Below are 22,428 nucleotides of genomic sequence, written 5' to 3' on the forward strand. Positions count from 1 at the left end.
GAGTGACCGCTCCGGGTTGAGGACCTCGACCAGCCGCTCGAACGGCACGTCCTGGTGGGCGTAGGCGGCCAGGTCCGTCTCGCGCACCCGCTCCAGCAGCGTCGCGAAGTCCGGGTCCCCGGAGGTGTCCGTGCGCAGCACCAGCGTGTTGACGAAGAACCCGACCAGGTCCTCCAGGGCCACGTCCGTACGGCCGGCGACGGGCGCGCCGATCGGGATGTCGGTGCCCGCGCCCAGCCGGGTCAGCAGCGCCCCCAGGCCCGCCTGGAGCACCATGAACAGGCTCACGCCGTGCTCGGCGGCCAGCTCGGTGAGCCGCCGGTGCAGGCCGGGGCCGATCTCGACGGGCACCTCGGCACCCCGGAAGCTCCGCTGTCCGGGCCGGGGCCGGTCCGCGGGCAGCGGGATCTGCTCCGGCAGGCCGTCGAGCGTCTCGCGCCAGAAGGCGAGCTGCCGGCCGGCGAGGCTCGTCTCGTCGGACTCGTCGCCGAGCAGCTCCCGCTGCCACAGCGTGTAGTCGGCGTACTGCACGGGCAGCGGCGCCCAGTCGGGGGCGCGGCCCTGGCGGCGCGCCTCGTAGGCCGTGGCGAGGTCGCGTTCCAGCGGCCGTATCGACCAGCCGTCGCCCGCGACGTGGTGCAGCAGGAGCAGCAGCAGGTGGTCGTCGGGGCCGAGGGTGAACAGGGTGGGCCGCAGCGGCGGTTCGGCGGCGAGGTCGAAGGCGTGCCGGGCGGCGGCCCGCACCGCCTCGTCGATCCGCTCGGGGGCGACGGGCACCTCGGGCAGCTGTGGCGTGTACGGCTGGAGGATGTGCTGGTACGGCTCGCCGGAGGTCTCGGGCAGCACCGTGCGCAGCACCTCGTGCCGGGCGATCACGTCGGCGAGCGCCGCCCGTAGCGCGGGCACGTCCAGCTCACCGGTGAGACGCAGCCCGCGGACGATGTTGTAGGTGGGGCTCGGTCCTTCCAGGCGGTGCAGGAACCACAGCCGGCTCTGCGCGTGCGACAGCGGCACGGCGTCGGGGCGGACGCGGGGGCCGAGCGGCGGCCGCTCGGCGCCGCCGTCGCCGATCCGGGCGGCGAGGGCGGCCACGGTCGGTGCCTCGAACAGGTCGCGCACGCCGAGTGCCGCGCCGAGCTGCGAGCGGATCCGGCTCACCAGCCGGGTGGCGAGCAGGGAGTGACCGCCGAGGTCGAAGAAGTCCGCGTCCACGCCGACCTCACCGACCCCGAGGACGGCGGAGAACAGGGCGCACAGCTGTGCCTCGGTCTCGGTGCGCGGTGCGCGCGAGGCGTCGTCGTGGCGGTCGGGCCGGGGCAGGGCGCGGCGGTCCACCTTGCCGTTGGCGGTCAGGGGCAGCTCGTCGAGGAGGACGAACGCCGAGGGCACCATGTAGGACGGCAGCCGCCGGGCGGCGTGCTCCCGCAGGCCGGACACGTCGAGGTCGGCGCGGTCCGGCACGACGTAGGCGACGAGCCTGCCGTCCCGCGCCACGACCGCGGTCCGGCCGGCCCCGGGGTGGCGGCCGAGGCACGCCTCGACCTCGCCGGGCTCGACCCGGTGGCCGCGGATCTTGATCTGGTCGTCGGCCCGGCCGAGGAAGTACAGGGCGCCGTCGGCCCGGCGGCGGGCCAGGTCGCCGGTGCGGTACATCCGGGAGCCGGGCGGTCCGAACGGGTCGGCGACGAACCGCTCGGCCGTGGCCGCGGGCAGGTCCGCGTAGCCGCGGGCCAGGCCGGTGCCCGCCAGGTACAGCTCGCCGACCGCGCCGACCGGTACCGGCCGCAGGGCGCCGTCCAGGACGTAGGCGCGCATGTTGTCGAGCGGGGTGCCGATCGGCAGCGGGGACTCCACGGGACGTGCGCCGTCCACGGCGTACGCGGTGGCCCCGAGCGTGGTCTCGGTGGGGCCGTACAGATGGCGCAGCCGGGTGCCGGGGCACCGCCGGCGGACGCTCTCCAGGGCGGCGACGGACACCAGGTCGCCGCCGGTCCAGACCTCTCGGACCCCGGCGAAGGCGTCCGGCTGCTCCTCGGCGAGCAGGGCGAACAGCCCGGCGGTCACCATGAAGCAGGTGACGCCCTGCTCGGTGAGGACCTGGCGGTAGGTGTGGGCGTCGAGGTCGCCGGGGGGTGCGACGACCAGCCGGGCCCCGGTGAGCAGGGGCATCCACAGCTCGTAGGTGGAGATGTCGAAGGCGTACTGCGAGTGCAGCAGCACCCGTTCCCCGGGTCCGGAGAGCCAGCGGCGGTCGAGCGCGAGGCCCAGGACGTCCTCGTGGGTGATGCCGACGGCCTTGGGCGTCCCGGTCGAGCCCGAGGTGTACATGAGGTACGCCAGCATGCCGGGGTGCGCCGGGACCTCGGGGGCGTGTTCGGGCATCCCTGAGGCGTCGTCGACCCGGAGGACGGTGGCGTCGTGCGGGAACTCGGGAGTGGTGTCGTCGGCGAAGAGGACGGTCGCGGAGGTCTCGTCGAGGATCAGCCGGAGCCGCTCGGCGGGGTGCCCGGTGTGCAGGGGCACATAGGTGCCGCCCGCCTTGAGGATCGCGAGGGTCGCCACCACCTGTTCGACGGAGCGCCGCAGGCACACGGCGACGGCGGTCTCGGGGCCGACTCCCGCGCCGAGCAGGCGGTGCGCGAGCCGGTTGGACCAGGCGTCGAGTTCGGCGTACGACAGCTCCCGCTCGCCGTCGCCGACGGCCACGGCGCCGGGCGCCGTCCGCACCGTCCGCGCGAACTGCTCCGGCACGGTGGCCGCCGGGGGGCCGGGGACGGCGGTGTCGTTGACCCCCTCGGTGAGATGCCGGCGCTCCTGCGGTGACAGCAGGTCCAGTTCGGCCACCGGGCGGTCCAGCCCGTCGGCCGCCGCGTGCAGCAGGCGCAGGAACCGGGCGCCGAGCGCCTCCGCCTCCTCGGCGCTGAAAAGGTCGGGCCGGCAGTCGAGCCGCAGATGCAGGCTCTCCCGCGGGATCGCGGCGAGCGTCACCGCGTAGTGCGAGGCGTCCCGGCTGGTCAGGCCCAGCATGCGCAGGCCGTCGACCTCGGGCAGCAGGCCCCGCTCGACGGGATAGTTCTCGAACACCAGGGCGGTGTCGAACAGCTGAGGTACGCCGATGGCGCGCTGCACCTCGGCCAGCCCGATGTGCTGGTGCTCGATCAGGTCGGCCTGCCGGGCCTGCACCTCGGCGCCCAGCTCGGCGAGGGTGGCCCCGGGCCGGATCCGCACCCGCAGCGGCAGGGTGTTGATGAACAGGCCGATCATCTCGTCGACGCCCGGCAGGTCGGCGGGGCGGCCGGACACGGTGGCGCCGAACACCACGTCGTCGCGGCCGGTCAGCGCACCGAGGAGCAGGCCCCAGGCGCACTGGACGACCGTGTTGAGGGTGAGCCCGTGGGCCCGCGCCCGCTCCCGCAGCCGGGCGGTGGCCTCGGCGGGCAGTTCCAGGGCGCGCCGCACCGGCAGCACCGGGCCGCCGGGGTCCGCGGCGAGCCGGGTCGGCTCGGTCACCCCGTCCAGGGCGGCCCGCCAGGCCGCCAGCGCCGCGTCGCGGTCGCGGCGCGCCAGCCAGGCCAGGTACGCCCGGTAGGGCCGCACCGCGGGCAGGGCGCGGTCGTCGCCGCGGGTGGCGTAGAGGGCGAACAGCTCGCGCAGCACCAGCGGCAGGGACCAGCCGTCGAAGAGCGCGTGGTGGTGGGTGAGCACGAGCAGGTGACGGCCGGGACCGGTGTGCACCAGGGTGGCGCGCAGCAGCGGCGGCCGGGCCAGGTCGAAGCGGCGGGTCCGGTCGTCGGCGAGCAGCCGCTCCAGGCGGGCCGCCCGCTCGTCCTCGGGCAGGCCGCGGAGGTCGACCGCGGACCAGGGCACCTCGGCCTCGCGGGGGATCACCTGCACGGGCTGTTCCACGTCCTGGTGCCAGAATCCGGCGCGCAGGTTGGGGTGGCGCGCCAGCAGGGCGCGCAGCGCCGAGCGCAGCGCGTCGGCGTCCAGTTGCCCCTCGACCTCGACGGCGAGCTGGACGTTGTACACGTCGGCTCCGCGGTCGTCGTAGAGCGCGTGGAAGAGCAGCCCCTCCTGCAACGGCGTCAGGGGCAGGATGTCGGCCAGCCCAGACGTCATCGTGCGTTCCTCCAAGCGGATTCGAGGCGGTCGATGTCCGCCTGGCTCAGTGAGATCAGGGGCAGGTCGTCCTCGGTGAGGCCGCCGCCGTCCGCCGTCCGGGCGTGCTCGGCGAGCGCCTGGAGCGCGGCGAACCAGAGGCCCGCCAGCCGGTCGACGGATTCCTCGTCCAGCAGTTCGGCCGGCCAGGACCAGGTCGCGGTCAGCTCCGGTCCGTCGGCGTGGTCGCGGGTGAGGGCGTTGAGTTCGAGGACGTGCGGCGCGGGCATGGCGGCGTCGGCGCCGCCGCTGAAGGCGCCGGGTTCCGGGACCAGCTCCCAGTCCCGCGCGCCGGCGGGCGCGGAGAACCGGCCCAGGTAGTTGAAGGCCAGCTGGGGGCGGCGCGCGGTGAGGCCGAGGTAGCCGAACCCGGCGCCCTGGTCGGGCCGGGCGCGCAGACCGTCCTTGATCCGGCGCACCGCCTCGGTGAGCGCCGGCCCCTCCCAGTCGGCCGCTCCCGGGTCCAGCCGGACCGGGGCGATGGAGGTGAACCAGCCGACGGTACGGCTCAGATCGGTGCCCTCGACCAGGTCCTCCCGGCCGTGGCCCTCCAGGTCGGCCAGCACCGGGCCGGGCCCCCGCCAGCGGGTCACGGCCAGCGCGAACGCGGTGAGCAGGACGTCGTTGACGGTGGCGTGGAGGGCGGCCGGTACGTCGCCGAGCAGCGGCCGGACCAGCTCGGGGCCCAGGGTGCGGGTGAGCCGCCGCAGGGTGTCCTGGGTGTCCCGGCGCGGGTCGAGCGGACGCGCCGCGAGCGGCGGGTCGTCCGTGGCGAGGATCTCCCGCCACACCGGGAGTTCCGCGCTCCGGTCGGTCTTCTCGGTGAGCAGGGCCCAGCGGCGCAGCGAGGTGCCGACGGGCAGAAGGGGCTCTCCCCGCCAGGCCGCGGCGAGGTCCGGCAGCAGGATCCGCCAGGACACGCCGTCGACGGCGAGGTGGTGGACGGCCAGCAGCAGCCGGCCGTCCTCGGGCAGCCACACGGCGTGCAGCATCCGCCCGCTGCAGGGGTCGAGGTGCTCGCCCAGCGCGGCCCGCTCGGCGGCGAGGTCCTTCTCGGCCCGGTGCACCAGCGGGCCGGGGTGGGCGTCGGGCAGCACCTCCCAGCTCCAGTCGCCGCCGGCCGCGGTGAGCCGCAGCCGGAGCGCGTCGTGGTGCGCGACCAGCGTGCGCAGGGCGGCTTCCAGCCGCTCCTCGTCCGCGTCGGCGGGCACCTGGACGAGCGCGGACTGGTGGAAGCTCCGTACCGGGCCGCCCAGATCGCGCAGCCAGCGCACGACGGGGGTGAGCGGCAGCGGACCGTGCGGGGCGACGACGTCGCCGTCCGCGGGGCCGTCGGCGGTGGCGGCGGTCCGCGCCAGGTCGGCGAGCACCGGGGTGCGGAAGACGTCGCGCGGGGTCAGCACCAGTCCGGCCGCGCGGGCCCGGCCGACCAGCTGGATGGCCGAGATGCTGTCGCCGCCGAGGGCGAAGAACCCGGCGTCCGCGGGGACTTCGGGCAGGCCCAGGACGTCCGCCACGAGTCGGCACAGCAGCCGCTCGCGTTCCGTGCGCGGGGGGCGGCCGGTGCCCGGGGCGGGGTGGGCGGGGGCCGGCAGGGCGCGGCGGTCGAGTTTGCCGCTGGCGTTCAGCGGGATCCGCTCCAGCTCCACGAACGCGACCGGGACCATGTACTCCGGCAGCCGCTCGGCGACCGCCTCCCGCAGGGCCGCCGCGTCGAAGGGGCGGCCCCGGGCGGGCACCACGTAGGCGACGATCCGCTTGTCGCCCGGCCTGTCCTCCCGGACCACGGCCACCGCGCGGCCGACCTCGGGCAGCGAGGCGAGGAAGGCCTCGATCTCGCCGAGTTCGACGCGGAAGCCGCGGATCTTGACCTGGTCGTCGACCCGGCCGAGGAACTCGACGGCGCCGTCGCCGTTCCACCGCACCAGGTCCCCGGTGCGGTACATGCGCGCGCCGGCCGGCCCGTGGACGTCGGCCACGAACCGTTCCGCGGTCAGCGCCGGCCGGTCCAGATAGCCGCGGGCCAGCCCGGCGCCGCCGAGGTACAACTCGCCGGGCACGCCCGCGGGGACGGGCTGGAGGCGGGTGTCGAGCACATACGCGCGCATACCGGCGAGGGGGCGGCCGATGGGCACGGTGTCCCGTCCGACGGCGTCGGGGCCGCCGAGCGGGAAGCAGGTGGCGAAGGTGGTGGTCTCCGTCGGGCCGTAGACGTGGACGACGGTCAGTCCCGGGCAGCGTTCCAGCACCCGGCGCATCGCCTCGGGCGACACGAAGTCGCCGCCGGTCCACACCTCGCCGACCGCGGTGAAGGCGTCCGGGCACTGCTCGGCCATCAGGTTGAACAGGGCCGTGGTCAGGAACAGCCCGGTGATCCGCTCGCCCAGGATGATCCGCCGCAGCTCGGCGACGTCCAGTTCGCCCGCCGGGGCGACGACGACCTCGCCGCCGTTCAGCAGCGGCACCCACAGCTCGTAGGTGGAGGCGTCGAAGGCGTGCGGGGAGCGCAGCAGCACGCGCCGGTGGGCGCCGCCGCGCCACACCTCGTCGTCGGCGAGTTCGAGGATGTCACGGTGGGTGACGGCGACGCCCTTCGGCGTGCCGGTGGAGCCGGACGTGTACATCACGTAGGCCAGCCGCTCGCGGTGCGCCGGCCCGTGCGGGCCCGGCCCGTCCGCCTCCGCGGTGTCGGCGCGCAGCACCGGGACGCCCAGTTCCCCGGCGTCCGGGTGGGTGCTCGCGTCGGTGAGCACCAGGGTGGCGCCCGCGTCCTGGACGACCAGGCGCTTGCGGGCGGCCGGGTGCGTCTCGTGCAGCGGTACGTAGGCGGCGCCCGCCTTGAGCACGGCGAGGGTGGCGACGACGAGGTCGGTGGAGCGGCGCATGGCCAGGGCGACCATCGTCTCGGGGCCGGCGCCGTGGCGCGCGAGGGTCCGGGCCAGGCCGTCGGAGCGGGCGTCGAGTTCCCGGTAGGTGAGGGTGCGGCCGTCCTCGCGCACCGCCACCGCGTCGGGGGTCCGGGCGGCCTGCGCGGCGAAGCGGGTGACGACCGTCTCGCCGGCGGCGGGTACGGCACCCGGCCGGCCCGCCCACTCCGTCAGCAGGCGCGTGCGCTCGCCGGCGTCGAGGATGTCCAGCGCGCCCACCGGCCGCCCGGGCTCGGCGACGGCCGCTTCGAGCAGCCGCACCCAGCGGGCCGCGAGGGCGGCGACCGTCTCCTCGTCGTACAGGTCGGCGCTGTACTCGACGTGCCCCTCGATCCCGTCCGGGCCGTCGAGCAGGCCGAAGGACAGGTCGAACTTGGCGGTGCCGTTGTGCACGTGCTCGGTGGTGACCTCCAGCCCGGCGAGGCGGTGCTCGGCGGCGGGGACGGTGTTCAGCATCAGCACGACCTGGAACAGCGGCTGCCGGGCCAGGGACCGCTCCGGGTTCAGCTCCTCGACCAGCCGCTCGAAGGGGATGCCGGCGTGCGCGTACGCGTCGAGATCGGCCCGGCGCACCCTGTCGAGCAGTTCGGTGAAGGCCGGGTCGCCCGAGACGTCGGCGCGCAGCACCACGGTGTCGACGAAGTTGCCGACGAGCCCGGCCAGCGCCTCCTCCGAGCGTCCGGCGAGCGGCGAGCCGATCACGATGTCCTCGCCCGCTCCCAGCCGGGAGAACAGCGCGACCAGCCCGGCGTGCAGCACCATGAACAGCGTCGCGCGGCGGGACGCGCCCAGCGCGGACAGCCGCTCGCGCAGCGCGGCCGGGATGCGCAGCGGCACCTGACCGCCGCGGTGGCCGGTGACCGCCGGGCGGGGCCGGTCGGTGGGCAGTTCGAGGGACGGCGCGCCCTCCAGCGTGGTGCGCCAGTACGCCAGGAGCGCGGGCTCCTCGGTGTTCAGGACCTCCCGCTGCCACAGGGTGTAATCGGCGTACTGCACCGGCAGCGGCGCCCAGTCGGGGGCCCGGCCCGCGCACCGGGCCGCGTAGGCGGTGGCGAGGTCCGCGGCGAACGGGGCCAGCGACCAGCCGTCGGCGGCGATGTGGTGGACGACGACCAGCAGCAGGTGGTCCTCCCGGCCGGCCTCGAACAGCGTGGCGCGGACCGGTGTCTCGGTGCGCAGGTCGAAGGCGTGGGCCGCCGCCGCGGCGACCGCGTCCGCGCTGTGGACCGCCGTGAGCAGCTCCGGCACCCGGTCGACGACCTCCTGGCGGGGGGTGCCGTCGGTGGCCGGGAAGACGGTGCGCAGGCTCTCGTGCCGGCGCACCACGTCGCCCAGCGCGGCCGCCAGCGCCGCCCGGTCGAGCGGGCCGCGCAGCCGCAGCGCCAGCGGAATGTTGTACGCCGGGTGGGGCCCGTCCAGTTCGCCGAGCGCCCACAGCCTGCGCTGCGCGAACGACAGCGGGAGCCGTTCCGGCCGCTCGGCGCGGGTCAGGGCCGGCCGGGCGGGACGCGGACCGCCGGCGCCCTCGCCGAGGCGGTCGGCCGCTTTGCCGAGGCGGTCGGCGAGCGCCGCGACCACCGGTGTCTCGAACAGCGCCTGCACCGGGATCTCGGTGCCGGTCTCCTCCCCGATCCGGCGGGCCAGCCGGACGGCCAGCAGGGAGTGTCCGCCGAGGGAGAAGAAGTCGTCGTCCGGGCCGACCTCGGCCAGCCCGAGCACCTCGGCGAACAGCGAGCACAGCAGCGCCTCGCGCCCGGACCGCGGGGCACGCGCCACGCGCGGCGCCTCGGGGGCGGGCAGCGCCGCCCGGTCGAGCTTGCCGTTGACGGTCAGCGGCAGCGCGGGCAGCACGACCACGGCCGCGGGCACCATGTAGCCGGGCAGGGTGCCCGCGAGGTGCTCGCGGACCCGCCCGGGGTCCACCGGATCCGGACCGGCGGGAACGACGTACGCCACGATGCGCCGCTCGACACCCTCGTCGGCGACGGCACCGGCAGCACCACCGGCACCGGCAGCGGCGGAGACACCGGCGCCACCAGCGGCACCGCCACCGTCCTCACGGACGATCACCGCCGCGTCCGCCACCTCGGGCAGCCGCAGCAACGCCGCCTCGATCTCGCCCGGTTCGATGCGGAAGCCGCGGATCTTGACCTGCCGGTCCGCGCGCCCCAGGTACTCCAGGGTGCCGTCGGGCCGCCACCGGGCCCGGTCACCGCTGCGGTACATGCGGGAGCCGTCGGCGGCGAACGGATCGGCGACGAAGCGGGCGGCCGTCAGCCGCGGCCGGTTCAGGTAGCCGCGGGCGAGCCCGGCGCCGGAGACGTACACCTCCCCCGCGACGCCCGGCGGCACGGGTGACAGCCACTCGTCGAGGACGTAGACGGCGAGGTCGTCCAGCGGCACGCCGATCGGGCTGCCCAGCCCGGGCCGCGTTCCGGCCGTGACCGTGCCGTGCGTGACGTGCACGGTCGTCTCGGTGATGCCGTACATGTTGACCAGCTCGGGCCCGTCGGGGTGGCGCGCGAACCAGTCCCCCAGCCGGGCCACGTCCAGCGCCTCCCCGCCGAACACGACGTGGCGCAGGGCGAGTTCGCCGTCCGCGTCGGCGTCCTCACGGGCCAGCGGGTAGAACGCCGACGGGGTCTGGTTCAGCACGGTGACGCCCCGCTCGGCGAGCAGGCGCCAGAACTCCCGCGGGGAGCGGGCGGTCTCCTGCGGGACGACCACCAGGGTGCCGCCGTGCAGCAGGGCGCCCCACAGCTCCCACACCGAGAAGTCGAAGGCGTACGAGTGGAACAGCGTCCACACGTCGTCGGGTCCGAACGCGAGGTGCCGTCGAGCCGCGTCGAAGAGCCGGACCACGTTGGCGTGGGTGACCTCGACACCCTTGGGGGTGCCGGTGGAGCCGGACGTGTAGATGACGTACGCCCGGTTCCCGGGCCGGATGGCGGCGCCCGGCGTGCCGGTGGCGGTGTGCCGGGCGTGGGAGCCGATCAGCACCACGGGGGGCCACCCCTCGGGCCGGCGGTCGTCCGGCCCGGTATCGGGCGTGTCGGTGAGGAGCAGCTCGGCCCCGGCGTCGGCCAGCACGGCGGTGATCCGGCGGGCCGGAGAGGCCGGGTCGATCGGCAGGTAGGCGGCCCCGGACTTCAGCACGCCGAGCAGGGCGACCACGAGGTCGGCCGAGCGCGGCAGCAGGACGCCGACCAGTGACTCCGGCCCGGCGCCGCGCTCGCGCAGCGCGCGGGCGACCCGGTCGGCCCGGCGGTCGAGTTCCGCGTAGGTGAGGACGGTGTCACCGAAGACGACGGCGGTGGCGTCCGGGGTCCGGCGCACCACGTCGGCGAAGCGCGAGACGAGGGTGCCGGTCATGAGCGGCCCTCCAGCTCACGCAGGCGGGCCGCGAGGACCGTGCCGACCTCGGCCAGCGGTTCGGGCTGGGTCATGGTCTCGTGCCGGGTCTCGACGTCCCGTACCTCGACGGATCCGCCGAGGTACGACAGCCACACCTCGTCCGGGACGCTCTTGGGCGTGCCGTCCTTGGCGAGCGTCGGGCGGAAGAACAGGGTGTTGCCCTCGAACGTCCGGGGCTTGTGCTCACCCATGATCCGCACGCTGTTCTTGTAGATCTCGATGAGCGCCAGCAGGTTGTACTCGCCGAACAGCGCGAACGGGCTGTTGCCCTCGCGCAGCCGCTTCGCCACGAACCCGGCCTCCAGCGGCTTGCCCGGCTCCAGCTTGCTCATGTCGTAGCCGGTCGAGGCCACGGCCGCCGCGAAGAACTCCTGTTCACTGGGGATGCGGTGGTTGGCGATGTCGTCCTCGGACGGGTAGTCGGCCATCACGGTGAGCAGGCCGACCTCGTCGCCGGCCTCGGCGAGCTGTACCGCCATGGCGTGCGCGACGATCCCGCCGAAGGACCAGCCGAGCAGGTGGTACGGCCCGTTCGGGCGGACCGTGCGGATCTGCTCGATGTAGTCGGCGGCCATCTCCTCGATGCTGTCCGGCAGCGGCTCGGGCCTGGCCAGGCTCCGCGGCTGGAGGCCGTAGATCGGGTGGTCGGCGGTGAGGTGGCGCATCAGCCCCGCGAAGACCCAGCTGGGGCCGCCCATCGGATGCAGGCAGAACAGCGGCGGCCTGGTGCCGGACGCCCGGATGGGCAGCAGCACGTCGAACGCGCTCTCGGTGGTGTCGACCCCCAGGGACCGGGTCAGCCGGGCCACCGTGGGCGCGTCGACCAGACGGCGGAACGTCAGCTCCGTGCCCAGGGTCTCCCTGATCCGCGCGGCCAGCTGGTTGGCGAGCAGCGAGTGGCCGCCGAGTTCGAAGAAGTTGTCGTCGATCCCGACCCGGGGCACCCCCAGCACCTCGGCGAACAGCCCGCACAGGATCTCCTCCTGCGGGGTGCGGTGGCCCCGGCCGCGGACCACCGCGTCGGGCCGCGGCTCGGGCAACGCCTTGCGGTCCACCTTGCCGTTGGCGGTCAGCGGCAGGGCGTCGAGGACCACGACGGTGGTCGGCACCATGTAACCCGGCAGCCGGTCCGCGAGGTCCCGCCGCAGTTCGACGGGGTCCGCGGTGCTCCCCTCGGCGGGCACCACGTAGGCGACGAGGCGGCGGTCGCCCGCCGTGTCCTCGCGTACGGCCGCGGCCGCCGCGGCGATGTCGGGCCGGCGGCCGAGCGCCGCCTCGACCTCGCCGAGTTCGACCCGGAAACCGCGGATCTTGACCTGGTCGTCGACCCGGCCGAGGAACTCCAGGTCCCCGTCGGGCCGGTGCCGCACCAGGTCACCGGTGCGGTACAGCCGGGAGCCGGGCCGGCCGAACGGGTCGGCGACGAAGCGCTGGGCCGTCAGCCCGAACTGGCCCAGGTAGCCGGACGCGACGCCGTGGCCGCCGATGTACAGCTCCCCGGGCGCGCCGTCCGGGACGGGCCGCAGCCCGGCGTCCAGCACGTGCGCCTGGGTGTTGCCGATGGGCCGGCCGATCACCACGCGGTCGCCGCCCACCGGTGCCGCCGTCGACCAGATGGTCGTCTCGGTCGGCCCGTACAGGTTGACGACCTCCTGTGCCTCGGCCACGAGCCGCGTCGCCAGAGCCGGGTCGAGCGGCTCCCCGCCGACCAGGACCCGCTTGCCGCGCACCGCCTCCGGGTGCCGTCCGGTCACCTCCCGCCACAGCGTCGGCGTGGCCTGCATGACGGTGCACTCGGAGAGCAGGGCGGCGAGCGCGGCCGGGTCCCGCACCTGGTCGGTGCCGGCGAGGACGACGGCCGCCCCCGAGACCAGCGGCAGCAGCAGCTCCAGCAGGGCGATGTCGAAGCCGACCGTGGTCACGGCCAGCAGGCGGTCCCGCGGGGTCAGCGGGACCAGCGGGCGCAGCGCGGCCAGGAAGTTGGCGAGGTTGCCGCGCGAGACGCAGACCCCCTTGGGGCGGCCGGTGGAACCCGAGGTGTACAGCACGTACGCGGGCGCCCCGGGCAGGTACGGCGCCGGGTCGGCCGGCACCGGTGCGGAGCCGGGACCGGCCTCGCCGGGCACCAGTGTGGGGCAGGTGCCGGGCAGCCGGCCGGCCAGCTCCCGCGTCGTCACCACCAGCGCCGGGGCGGCCTCGGCCAGCACCGCGCCCAGCCGCTCGGCGGGGAACTCCGGGTCCAGCGGAAGGAACGCCGCGCCCGTGCGGAGCACCGCGAGCAGCGTCGGCACGAGATCGAGGTCACGCGGCAGGGCGAGGGCGACCAGCCGGCCCGGCCCGGCGCCCCGCCCGGCCAGCAGACGCGCCAGCAGGTCCACCCGCCCGGCGAGTTCGCCGTAGGTCAGGGACCGCTCGCCGTGGACGAGGGCGGTGGCGCCGGGGGTGCGCCGCGCCTGCTCGGCGACGAGCGTGACGACATCGTCGGCCGGGGCGTCGAGCGTGGTGTCGTTCCGGGCGGCCAGGGCGGCGAGTTCGGCGGTGTCGAGCAGGTCCAGGGAGGCGAGGGGGCGGTCCGGAGCGGCGGCGGCGCACACGCTCAGGAAGCGGGTGAAGCGCTCCGCGTGCCGGGCGACGTCCTCGGCGGTGTACACCGCGGGATTGCCGTCGATGTCGATCCGCAGCCCGTCCGGCCACACGTGCACGTTGACCGCCAGGTCCTCCACGGGGCCGTTGGACAGGTTGTGCACGGACGCGGGGTGCCCGCCGAAGGTGAGGCGGTGGTGGAACTCCTGGATGTTCAGCACCGGCCCGAAGAACCGGGCGTCCGTGGCCGCGAGCCCGAGGTCGCGGCGGAGTTCCTCGGCGCGGTAGCGGTGCCGGCGCAGCACCGACGTCAGCTCGCGTCCCAGCCGGGCGGCGGCCTGCGGAACCGGCTCGCCGGGGCGCAGCGTGGCCCGGACCGGCAGCATGTTGGTCACCATGCCGGGCGTCGACCGGGCCGACGCGCTGCCGCGGCCGTGCACGGGCACGCTGAGCAGCACCTCCTGGCTCGCCGTGTGCCGTCCGGCGTAGGCCGCGAAGGCGGCGGTGATCAGCCGTACCAGGGTGGTGCCGAGCCGGTCGGCGTCCGCGCGCAGCTCCTGTGTCCGCGAGGCGGACAGCTCGACGCCGTGCCGCAGGAAGCGATGCGACGCGGGACGCGCGATGCCGCCCAGCACGGTGGGGGCGAAGCCGTCGGCGAAGTAGCGGGCCCACGCGGCGCGGTCCGCCTCGCGGTGCGCCGACTGTTCGTACCGCGCCGACTCCGCCAGCAGGGGCGCCACCGGGGAGCGCGGTGCGTCCGGGCCGTCCCCGGCCGACGGCTCCGCGTACTCGGCCGCGACCCGGCGGGCCATCAGGGAGACGCCGTAGGCGTCGAGCAGGATGTGGTGGTACAGGTGCGCCCAGAAGTACCGGTCCTCGGCCAGCCGCACCAGGGTGAAGCGGAACAGCGGGGCCTCGGCGAGGTCGAAGGGCCGGCCGACCTGCTCGCGCAGCAGGTCCAGCGCGGCGGCGTGCGGATCCGCCTCGGCCGATACGTCGACCACCGGCATCTCCCACCGCAGGTCCGCCACGGGGATCTGCCGGGGCCCGTCCGGGGTCGCGACCACGCGGAAGTGCAGCGCCTCGGCCCAGTCCACGGCCCGTCGCACGGCGTGCCGGAACCGTTCGACATCCAGCGGCCCCTGGATGTCGACGTACTCCCCCGCCGTGTACACCGGGCTGTTCTCATCGAGCTGCTGCGCGAACCACACACCCTCTTGGGCAGCCGAAAGCGGCAGATATCCATCGGCGGACAACACGCACTCCCAGGCGTAGACAGCGGATTCCACTCCGCCGAGCACCTTAGGAACGCGGCGAGTCAGGACAGAACCCCTGCCTCACCCCTGAGCGCGCGGCGGCCCGGTCCCGGTGGCCCCCCTGGCCTTCCCCGTGCCGCACTGTGGGGTCGCGGCGGTCGTCTAGGGGGGTTCCGGGGGGCCGGGGATCTAGGGGCTTGTCCGGTGTGGAGGGCTGGGGTCAGATGGTGGCCGCTCTCACCCCGGTACGGCCGCCACCGGCCACGATGTGCGTTCACGAAGGGCCTTCCGCGATGACCGAACCCGCACCGAAGGTGCATCCTCTGTGCCCGCTGGACCGGCTCGACGCCTATCCGGCCTACGACGCGCTGCGCACGGACGATCCGGTGCCGCTGATGAAGCTGCCCTTCGGCGAACCGGTGTGGATGGCCACCCGCCACGCCGACGTGCGCGCCTTCCTGATGGACCCGCGTTTCAGCCGCAAGGCGGCGCTCGGCAAGGACGCGCCCGGCTTCAGCCCCGGCGGCTACGCGCACACCATCCCGTTCATGGACGCCCCCGAGCACACCGAGGCCCGCCGTATGGTGGCGCGGGCGCTGACGAAGAAGCGGATCGAGGCCCTGCGCCCCCGCATCGAGTCCATCGCCGAGGGCCTGATCGACGCGATGGTGGCCCAGGGCGACTCCGCCGATCTGGTCACCGCGCTGGCCAAGCCGTTCCCGGTGGCCGTGAACTGCGAGATGTACGCGGTGCCCGAGGAGGACCGCGAGCAGTTCCACGCCTGGTCCGCGGCGCTGCTGGTCACCGCCGGCCTGACGCCGCAGGAGTTCATGGCGAACTTCACCGGCCTGATGGAATACACCTCCGCCCTGATCGAGCGCCGTCGCAAGGAGCCCGGCGACGACCTGGTCAGCGCCCTGGTCGCGCAGTGGGACGCGCAGGACCGGTTCACCGAGGACGACCTGTGCAAGGCGGTGATCTCCCTGCTGCTGGGCGGTCACGACCCGGTGACCGCGCACATCGCCAACTCCGTGTACGTGCTGCTGAGCCGGCCGGAGGAGTACCGCCGGCTGTGCGAGCGGCCGGAGATCGTGCCGACGGCGGTGGAGGAGCTGCTGCGCTACGTCTCCATCGGCGACATCTTCGGGTTCGGCAGCTACGCCACCGAGGACACCGAGATCGGCGGGCACACCGTCCGTGCCGGAGAGCCCATGCTGGCCCTGCTGGCGTCGGCCAACCGGGACGCCGAGGTCTTCGAGAACCCGGACACCCTCGACCTCACCCGTGAGCACAACCCCCATGTCGCGTTCGGCCACGGTCCGCACTACTGCGCGGGCACCGCGCTCGCCCGGGTCGAGTTGCAGGTCGTCTTCGCGGCGCTGACCCGGCGGCTGCCGACCCTGCGGCTCGGCCCCGGCGACCCCGCGGAATGGTGGCACCGGATGGTCACGGTCATCCGCACGCTGCGCACCCTGCCGGTGGAGTGGTGAACGCGGTGACCGGCTCGCGGATCAGCGGGCTCGGCGGCTACCGGCCCCGGCGGACGGTCACGAACGAGGAGATCGCCGCACGGGCCCCCGTCACCGTCGACTGGATCGAGACCCGCACCGGCATCCGCACCCGCGGGCACGCCGGTGACGGGGAGAGCGTCGTCGAGATGGGCGAGCACGCCGCCCGTGCCGCGCTGCGCGACGCCGGGGTGGCCCCGGACGAGGTCGACCTCGTCATCCTGGCCACCCAGACCATGCTGCGGCCCATCCCGTCCGGCGCGCCGGAGCTGGCCGCCCGGCTCGGTTGCCGCACCGCCGGCGCCTACGACCTCAACGCGGCCTGCGCGGGCCTCACCTACGGCATCGCCGCGGCCTCGGACGCCGTACGGCTGGGCCACGCCCGGCACGTCCTGGTCGTCGGCTCGGAGCGGCTGACCGACTGGACCACGCCACAGATCCAGGATGTCTACGCGCTGCTGGCCGACGGGGCCGGCGCCGTCGTCGTCTCCCCCTCGGACCGGCCGGACATCGGCCCGGCCGTCTGGGGGTCGGCGGGCGAGCACCGCGAGGCGCTGTGGGTGCCGGAGGACGGCGAGCACATCGCGATGCAGGGCCGCCAGGTCTTCAAGTGGACGCTGGACCACATGCCGACGGCCGCCCGGCGGGCCTGCGAGGCGGCCGGTGTGGAGCTGTCGGACGTGACGTGGCTGGTGTTGCACCAGGCCAACCGGCGCATCATCGACGCGATCGCGGCCGAGCTGAAGTTCGAGCCCGACCAGGTCGCCCGCGATGTGGTGGACAGCGGCAACACATCGACCGCCTCCATCCCGCTGGCCCTGTGCCGGCTGCGGGAGGAGGGCCGCGTACGGCCCGGCGACCGGGCCCTGTTCCTCGGTTTCGGCGCCGGTCTCACCTACGCCGGACAAGTCGTCACCCTGTACTGAGAGCCGGAGGTCACCAGCCGATGCCCGAGCAAGAGATCCTGGACAGGATCGCCGAACTGATCCGCGACCAGACCGAGTTCGCGGGCCCGATCGCCGCCGACACCGCGTTCCGCGACGACCTGGCCATGGACTCGCTGTCCACGGTCGAGCTGATCTCCGCCACCGAGCGGGCCTTCGACGTGCTCATCCCCTACGAGGAGCTGGACGACTTCGACTCGGTGGGTGAGCTGGCCGACTACGTCGCGAAGCTCAGGACCGGATGACCCGTCCGGTCCCCGTCTGCCTCGAGGATCTGTCCGCCGCCGCCGCCGCGCTCCTGCCCCCCGAGGTATGGGGGTACGTGGCGGGCGGCGCCGGCGACGAATCCACCGTGCACCTCAACACCGAGTCCCTGCGCACCGTGCGGCTGGTGCCCCGGGTCCTCGCGGATGTGCGGGAGCGCAGCACCCGGGTCCGGCTGCTGCGGGACTCCTGCGCACTGCCCCTGGGGATCGCGCCGATGGCGTACCAGAAGCTGCTGCACCCCGAGGGCGAGACCGCGATGGCCCGCGCGGCCAAGCGGGCCGAGGTGCCCTTCGTCCTCCCCATGCTCAGCAGCGTCGCCCTGGAGCAGGTCGCGGAGGTCGGCGGCACCCTGTGGCTGCAGCTGTACTGGCTGCGGGACCGGGGCCGGCTCCGGGAGCTGGTCCGGCGCGCCGAAGCCGCCGGCGTGAGCGCTCTGATGCTGACCGCCGACATGCCGGTGATGGGGCGCAGGCTGCGCGACCTGCGCAACGGCTTCGGCCTGCCCGACCACATCCATGCCGCCAATTTCGACGCCGAGCAGAACGCGGCCGCCCGGCAGCGTCATGAGGGCACCTCGGCCATCGCGGGGCACACCGCCCTCACCTTCGATCCGTCGCTGAACTGGTCGGATGTGGAGTGGCTCCGCTCCCGGACCCGGCTCCCGCTGATCGTCAAGGGTGTCCTGCACCCGCAGGACGCCGTCCGGGCGGTCGCCGCCGGGGCCGACGCGGTGGTCGTGTCCAACCACGGCGGCCGGCAGTTCGACCGGTCGGTCCCGGCCGCGGCCGCGCTGCCCGGGGTGCGCCGTGCCGTCGGCGACGGCTGCCTGGTGCTGTTCGACGGAGGCATCCGCTCGGGCAGCGACATCCTGTGCGCCCTGGCGCTGGGCGCGGACGCCGTGCTCCTGGGCCGTCCCGCGCTGTGGGCGCTCGCCGTGGGCGCCGAGGAGACGGTCGCCGAGGCCGTCGAACTGCTGCGGGCGGAGCTCGACACGGCCATGGCCGTCACCGGGTGCCGCACTCTCGCCGACGCCCGCGGCCTGACCGTGCGCGACTGACCGCCACCCCGGCCGTTCCGGGTCCTTCCCGTACCGGGCGACAGGTCCAGAAGGGCGTCCGCTTCGGCGGGCGCCCTTCTCGGCCTGTCGTCTCAGTACCAGGTCAGCACCGCGGCCCCCGCCGTCATCCCGCCGCCGACCGCGGCCATCAGCACCCGCTCACCGCGCGCGAACGGCCGCTCCTCCTGCGCCGCTCGCAGCGTCAGCGGGATCGACGCGGCCACGGTGTTGCCCAGCCGGGGTGCCGTGAGGACCACCTTCGCCGGGTCGATGCCCGCCTCGGCCGCGAACGTCTCGATCAGCCTGGTGTTGGCCTGGTGGAAGACGAACCGCCCGATGTCCGCGAGCCGCAGCCCGCACTCCTCCAGCACCTCGCCGGTGAGCTTGTCGAGGACCGACAGCGCGTAGTCGCGTACGGCGCGGCCGTCCATGCGGAACAGGTGCTCCCCGGCGGTGCGGGCCCGCTCGTCCAGGGGTGTGCGGGTGCCGCCCGCCTCGACCCCCACGTAGTGGTGCAGCTCGCCGTTGGTGAGGAGCCGGACGGCCTGGATGCCGTACCCGTCCGGCACCGGACCGAGCAGTACGGCACCCGCGCCGTCGCCGAACAGGCTGACCGTGCGCCGGTCCGAGCGGTCCATGATCGTGGAGAACATGTCGGCTCCGACGACGATCGCGTGCGAGCCGTGCCGGCGGGTGGCGAGCATGCCCTCGGCGACCGCCAGGCCGTACAGGAAGCCGCTGCACACGGCGTTCACGTCGAAGGCGGCCAGCCCCGGCAGTCCGAGTTTGTGCTGGAGGATGGCGGCCGTGGCCGGCTGGGGCACGTCCGGTGTGGACGTCGCCACGATCAGCGCGGCCAGTCGCTGCCGCTGCCGGTCGTCGAGCCGGTCGAGCAGCTCGCGGACCGCGGGCACGGCGAGGTCGGAGGTGGTGGTGCCGGGCTCCGCGTAGCGGCGCTCCAGCACTCCGGTCCGCTCGGCCACCCAGTCCGGTGTTCTCCCGGTCCACCGGCTGATCTGGTGATTGTCGACGACCCTCGGCGGCACGTGCGAGCCGACGGCCAGGATTCCTATGGGCACACTTGTTCCCTTCGAGTAGCGGAAAAGGGACAGGACGAGGCCCAGGCGCACCGCTTCGCGCGGTACGCCTGGGACCCGGATCTGTCAGACCGTCTGTTCCATGCGAAACACCAGCTCCTTGCGATGTCTCACATTCAACTTCCGGTAGACTTTGGTCAGATGCTGCTCCACCGTGCTCATCGTCACGTGGAGTTCACCCGCGATCTCCCGGTTGGTGAAACCGCGCGCCGCCAGTGACGCCACCTTCAGCTCCGAGGCCGTGAGCCGGTCCGGTTCGACCCGGGCCGCGGACGCCGGCTCGATGGAGCGATGGGCGATGAACTGCCGTTGCAGCGGAATCGCCCGGCATTCGTCGGCCAGCTTGAGCGCCTGGAGCGCGGCGACCTTCGCCAGGTCCCGCTGACCCGCGGTACGGCAGGCGTCGTGGAGCTGGGCCGTGACCCGGGCGAGCTCCAGCCGGTCACCGCCGGCCTTGGCCGCGTCGACCGCCCTCCGCAGACAGGCGATGCGTTCGTGCCGGGGAACCAGCGCGCTCATCACGCGGAGCGCCGAGCCCCGCACCCGGTGGTCCTCGGGTCTGAGCAGGGCGAGCTGTTCGTCGAGCAGCCGGCGGGCCTCCGGCAGGTTCCCGATCGCGAGATACGCCTCGGCGGCGCCGATCCGCCACTCCCCCAGCGCGGGCAGGTGCAGGCCCCACCCCTGGGTGAGCCGGCCCGCGGACAAGAAGTCGCTCAGCGCCACGTTCGGCTGGCCTGCGGCCAGGTGGTACTGACCGCGGCGGCACAGGTACCGCACGCCGTACCGCGTTTCGAGCAGGCCGTCGGGCAGGGAGGCCTGCGCCAGCGCGGCCGCCCGGGCGAGGTCGCCGCTGCCGACCGCCACCGAGAGCTGGATGCCCTGGAGCACCGCCGCCAGGAGACCCCAGTGCGCGACCGGCAGCCGCTCCGCCGCGTCCTGCGCACAGCGCTCCGCGAGCGGCAGGTTGCCCTGGCGCACCGCGATGTCGGCGCGCAGCGCGGCGAAGAACCCCTCCCGCCCGCGATGCCTGCCGTCGCCCTCCAGCAGCCGGTCGCAGGCCGCGGCCGCCTCGTCCAGCCGTTCCGCGTAGCACAGCACGGTCACCGCGATCGCCGCCGCCCACGCCGACATCCCGTCGTCGAGCCAGACGGTCCGCAGGATCTCCCCGGCCTCGGCGGCGGCGGTGTCCGGGCACCCGCCGTGCAGCAGCCCGTGCAGCGCGCCCGCCGCCCGCCGGGTCTGCTCGACACCGAGCCCGCCCTCGCCGGAGTCCGGCGGATCAGGCGGCGCCGGGAGGCCGGGGCAGACGGTCGACAGCCACATCCGCGCGGACCAGGCCGACGCCGCGAGCCGGTCGTCCCCGCCGGCCTCGCGGGACACCACCTCGTCCAGCCCCTGCGCGGCCTTGAGCGGACTGCCCGACCAGAACCGGTGCGCCGCGACGGCCAGGACCGTGCCGCACTCCGTCTGGGGCAGCCGTTCCAGCCGGGTCAGGTTCCCGATCACGGTGGCGGGCTGGGCGCGCCACACGCTCTGCGCCAGCCGCAGGGCGAGCCGGGTCCGGTGAGCGGCGTCCGCGCTGTCCTGGTAGGCCAGTTCGAGATACGCGATCGCCTGCTCGGGGTCTCTCGCCTCGTCGGCCGCGCTCTCCAGGACCTGCACCTGCCACGGCTCCGCCGCCTGGAACGAGGCCAGCAGATGCTCGGCCACCACGGAGGCGGGGGCCCCGTCCCAGTACAGCAACCGGGCGGCGGAGGCGTGGAGTTGGGCGCGGTCCTGGCAGGACTCCAGCACCGCCGCCCGGATGTCCGGATGGCGGAAGGACAGGTCCGCCAGCAGGCCCATCGCGCGCAGGGCGCCGACGTTCGCCGCCACCTCCTCGTCGCCCTGGTCGAGGAGCTTGCCCACCAGGGCGGGAGTCGCGCAGTCCCCGAGCAGGGCCACCGCCTCCGCCGTCGAGCGCACCTGCGGCTGCGCGCGGTACAGACACGCGAAGACGGCCTGGCGGAAGACGGTGCCCGGCGCGCTCCCGGACGCCATCCGGTCCTGGGCCAACGCACGCAGCAGCAACGGGTTTCCACCGCTGATGGCGTGGAACCCGGACCCGAGATCGGAGCCGTCCTCACCCGTCAGCATGGCGACGATGCGCCCGGCCCCGCCCGGAGAGATCGGCCTCAGGGTCACCCGCCGGTAGGAGGGCAGCCGCAGCAACTCCGTGTGGAACAGGGGGGATACGGGATTGGGTCCGTCGCAGTTGGTCAGCACGACCATGGCCCGCAACTCGGTGAGATATCGCGCCAGATGGAGGAGCCATTGCTGTGAGGCGCTGTCGACGAGGTGGATGTCGTCGATCAGGATGACCACCGACCGGTCTCCCAGAGCACGGACCAGTAAGGTGACGAGCTGGTGGAAGAGGCCGGCGGGAAGCTGGTCGGTGAGTTCGTCGCACGGGTCGCCGGCCGGTGCGGCCGTACGTCCCCTGGCCAGCAGCCGGGCGAGTTTCTCCTCGTCCTGCGGGCTCAGGTCGGCGCCGCTGAGCAGCTGGGTGACCGTGTCCAGCGGCTCCGCCACGCCACTGCGGTTTCCGTACGCCGTGAGGACCGTGGTCGAGGGTGATTCCGCCGCTCTCGTCGCCAGGGCCTGCAGCAACGCGGTCTTGCCGACGCCGAGAGCCCCTCCGATCAGAGTGACTGACGACGCGCCGGCCAGGCAGTCGGCCAAGCGTCGGTACAGCAAGTCGAGCTCGTGATCACGCTCAACTAGAGACATGGACCTACTCCTCCCCCATGGATCGGTCGACGCCGGACGTCAGTCCTCGATGACAGCAGAAACCGCTGTCACGGTCAGGGTGCCCTGGCAGCGGACGCCGGCGAAATGCTGAGAACAGCCCGCGTGGTGGCAGACCACGTCGGGCCGAACATGTAGGTACCCCTGACATCTGGCACGGCACACATCTCGATCACCACCGAGGTGATCAGGCCAGGGCGGCCGTGAGGGGCTTGGTCGGCAGTGCCGTCAGCGGGTTCTTCGGGAGGCCCAACCGTTCACAAGGGGACGCCTCTGCTCAAAAATGGTCACAGATATCACCCGCACCTCCCGTTTCCGGAAGCAACCTTATCAAGAGAGGCCCACATGCCAATGGCGTAAATGAGGTCTCCTGCTCAGCCCCACCAGGTACCCCCGCTCTGCCGGCCCGGCCGCCCGGCGGCTTCGATCG

Annotated in this window: 9 protein-coding genes; 4 read left to right on the top strand and 5 right to left on the bottom strand. The window is 74.4% G+C overall.

Annotated features, from left to right (window positions below):
* The 3 genes from VE614_RS13385 to VE614_RS13395 form a co-directional block, all read right to left on the bottom strand.
* Positions 1-4,119 (bottom strand): amino acid adenylation domain-containing protein (locus VE614_RS13385; protein WP_324936125.1); only part of this gene is annotated, 4,119 nt, incomplete at its 3' end.
* Positions 4,116-10,457, bottom strand: a complete 6,342-nt coding sequence (locus tag VE614_RS13390) for a non-ribosomal peptide synthetase (RefSeq protein ID WP_324936127.1) — start codon at positions 10,455-10,457, stop codon at positions 4,116-4,118. The genes VE614_RS13390 and VE614_RS13385, both read right to left, overlap by 4 nt.
* Positions 10,454-14,371 carry an amino acid adenylation domain-containing protein gene (locus VE614_RS13395; RefSeq protein WP_324936128.1) on the bottom strand — a complete coding sequence of 1,306 codons (3,918 nt, stop codon included), beginning with the start codon at positions 14,369-14,371 and terminating at the stop codon, positions 10,454-10,456. Before VE614_RS13395 ends, VE614_RS13390 begins: the two co-directional genes overlap by 4 nt.
* A gap of 260 nt (positions 14,372-14,631) precedes the next feature.
* Here VE614_RS13395 and VE614_RS13400 point away from each other — a divergent pair, with 260 nt between their 5' ends.
* From VE614_RS13400 to VE614_RS13415, 4 genes are read left to right on the top strand one after another with little or no spacing between them, the layout of a single operon-like run.
* The gene (locus VE614_RS13400) at positions 14,632-15,828 is read left to right on the top strand and encodes a cytochrome P450 (RefSeq protein WP_324936131.1); all 1,197 of its coding nucleotides are present in this window, start codon (positions 14,632-14,634) and stop codon (positions 15,826-15,828) included.
* Positions 15,825-16,772 carry a beta-ketoacyl-ACP synthase 3 gene (locus VE614_RS13405; RefSeq protein ID WP_324936133.1) on the top strand — a complete coding sequence of 316 codons (948 nt, stop codon included), beginning with the start codon at positions 15,825-15,827 and terminating at the stop codon, positions 16,770-16,772. The genes VE614_RS13400 and VE614_RS13405 overlap by 4 nt, the downstream gene beginning before the upstream one ends.
* A 20-nt stretch (positions 16,773-16,792) precedes the next feature.
* Positions 16,793-17,035, top strand: a complete 243-nt coding sequence (locus tag VE614_RS13410) for an acyl carrier protein (RefSeq protein WP_324936135.1) — start codon at positions 16,793-16,795, stop codon at positions 17,033-17,035.
* On the top strand, positions 17,032-18,114 hold the full coding sequence (locus VE614_RS13415) for an alpha-hydroxy acid oxidase (RefSeq protein WP_324936137.1): 1,083 nt from the start codon (positions 17,032-17,034) through the stop codon (positions 18,112-18,114). The genes VE614_RS13410 and VE614_RS13415 overlap by 4 nt, the downstream gene beginning before the upstream one ends.
* Positions 18,115-18,206: 92 nt before the next feature.
* On the opposite strand, the gene VE614_RS13420 is transcribed toward VE614_RS13415, so the two are convergent.
* Together VE614_RS13420 and VE614_RS13425 are read right to left on the bottom strand one after the other, a co-directional pair.
* Entirely contained in the window at positions 18,207-19,193 is a 987-nt protein-coding gene (locus VE614_RS13420; RefSeq protein ID WP_324936139.1) for a ketoacyl-ACP synthase III, read from the bottom strand.
* Positions 19,194-19,277: 84 nt separating this feature from the next.
* Entirely contained in the window at positions 19,278-21,980 is a 2,703-nt protein-coding gene (locus VE614_RS13425; protein ID WP_324936141.1) for a helix-turn-helix transcriptional regulator, read from the bottom strand.
* Positions 21,981-22,428: the final 448 nt, after the last annotated feature.

Origin of the sequence: Streptomyces sp. (assembly GCF_035645055.1) — a bacterium.
In the GTDB taxonomy this organism is placed as follows: Bacteria; Actinomycetota; Actinomycetes; order Streptomycetales; family Streptomycetaceae; genus Streptomyces.

Coding starts and splice junctions, on each gene's coding strand:
- VE614_RS13390 (WP_324936127.1), bottom strand. CDS start 10,457: ATGACCGGCACCCTCGTCTCGCGCTTCGCCGACGTGGTGCGCCGGACC.
- VE614_RS13400 (WP_324936131.1), top strand. CDS start 14,632: ATGACCGAACCCGCACCGAAGGTGCATCCTCTGTGCCCGCTGGACCGG.
- VE614_RS13410 (WP_324936135.1), top strand. CDS start 16,793: ATGCCCGAGCAAGAGATCCTGGACAGGATCGCCGAACTGATCCGCGAC.
- VE614_RS13415 (WP_324936137.1), top strand. CDS start 17,032: ATGACCCGTCCGGTCCCCGTCTGCCTCGAGGATCTGTCCGCCGCCGCC.
- VE614_RS13425 (WP_324936141.1), bottom strand. CDS start 21,980: ATGTCTCTAGTTGAGCGTGATCACGAGCTCGACTTGCTGTACCGACGC.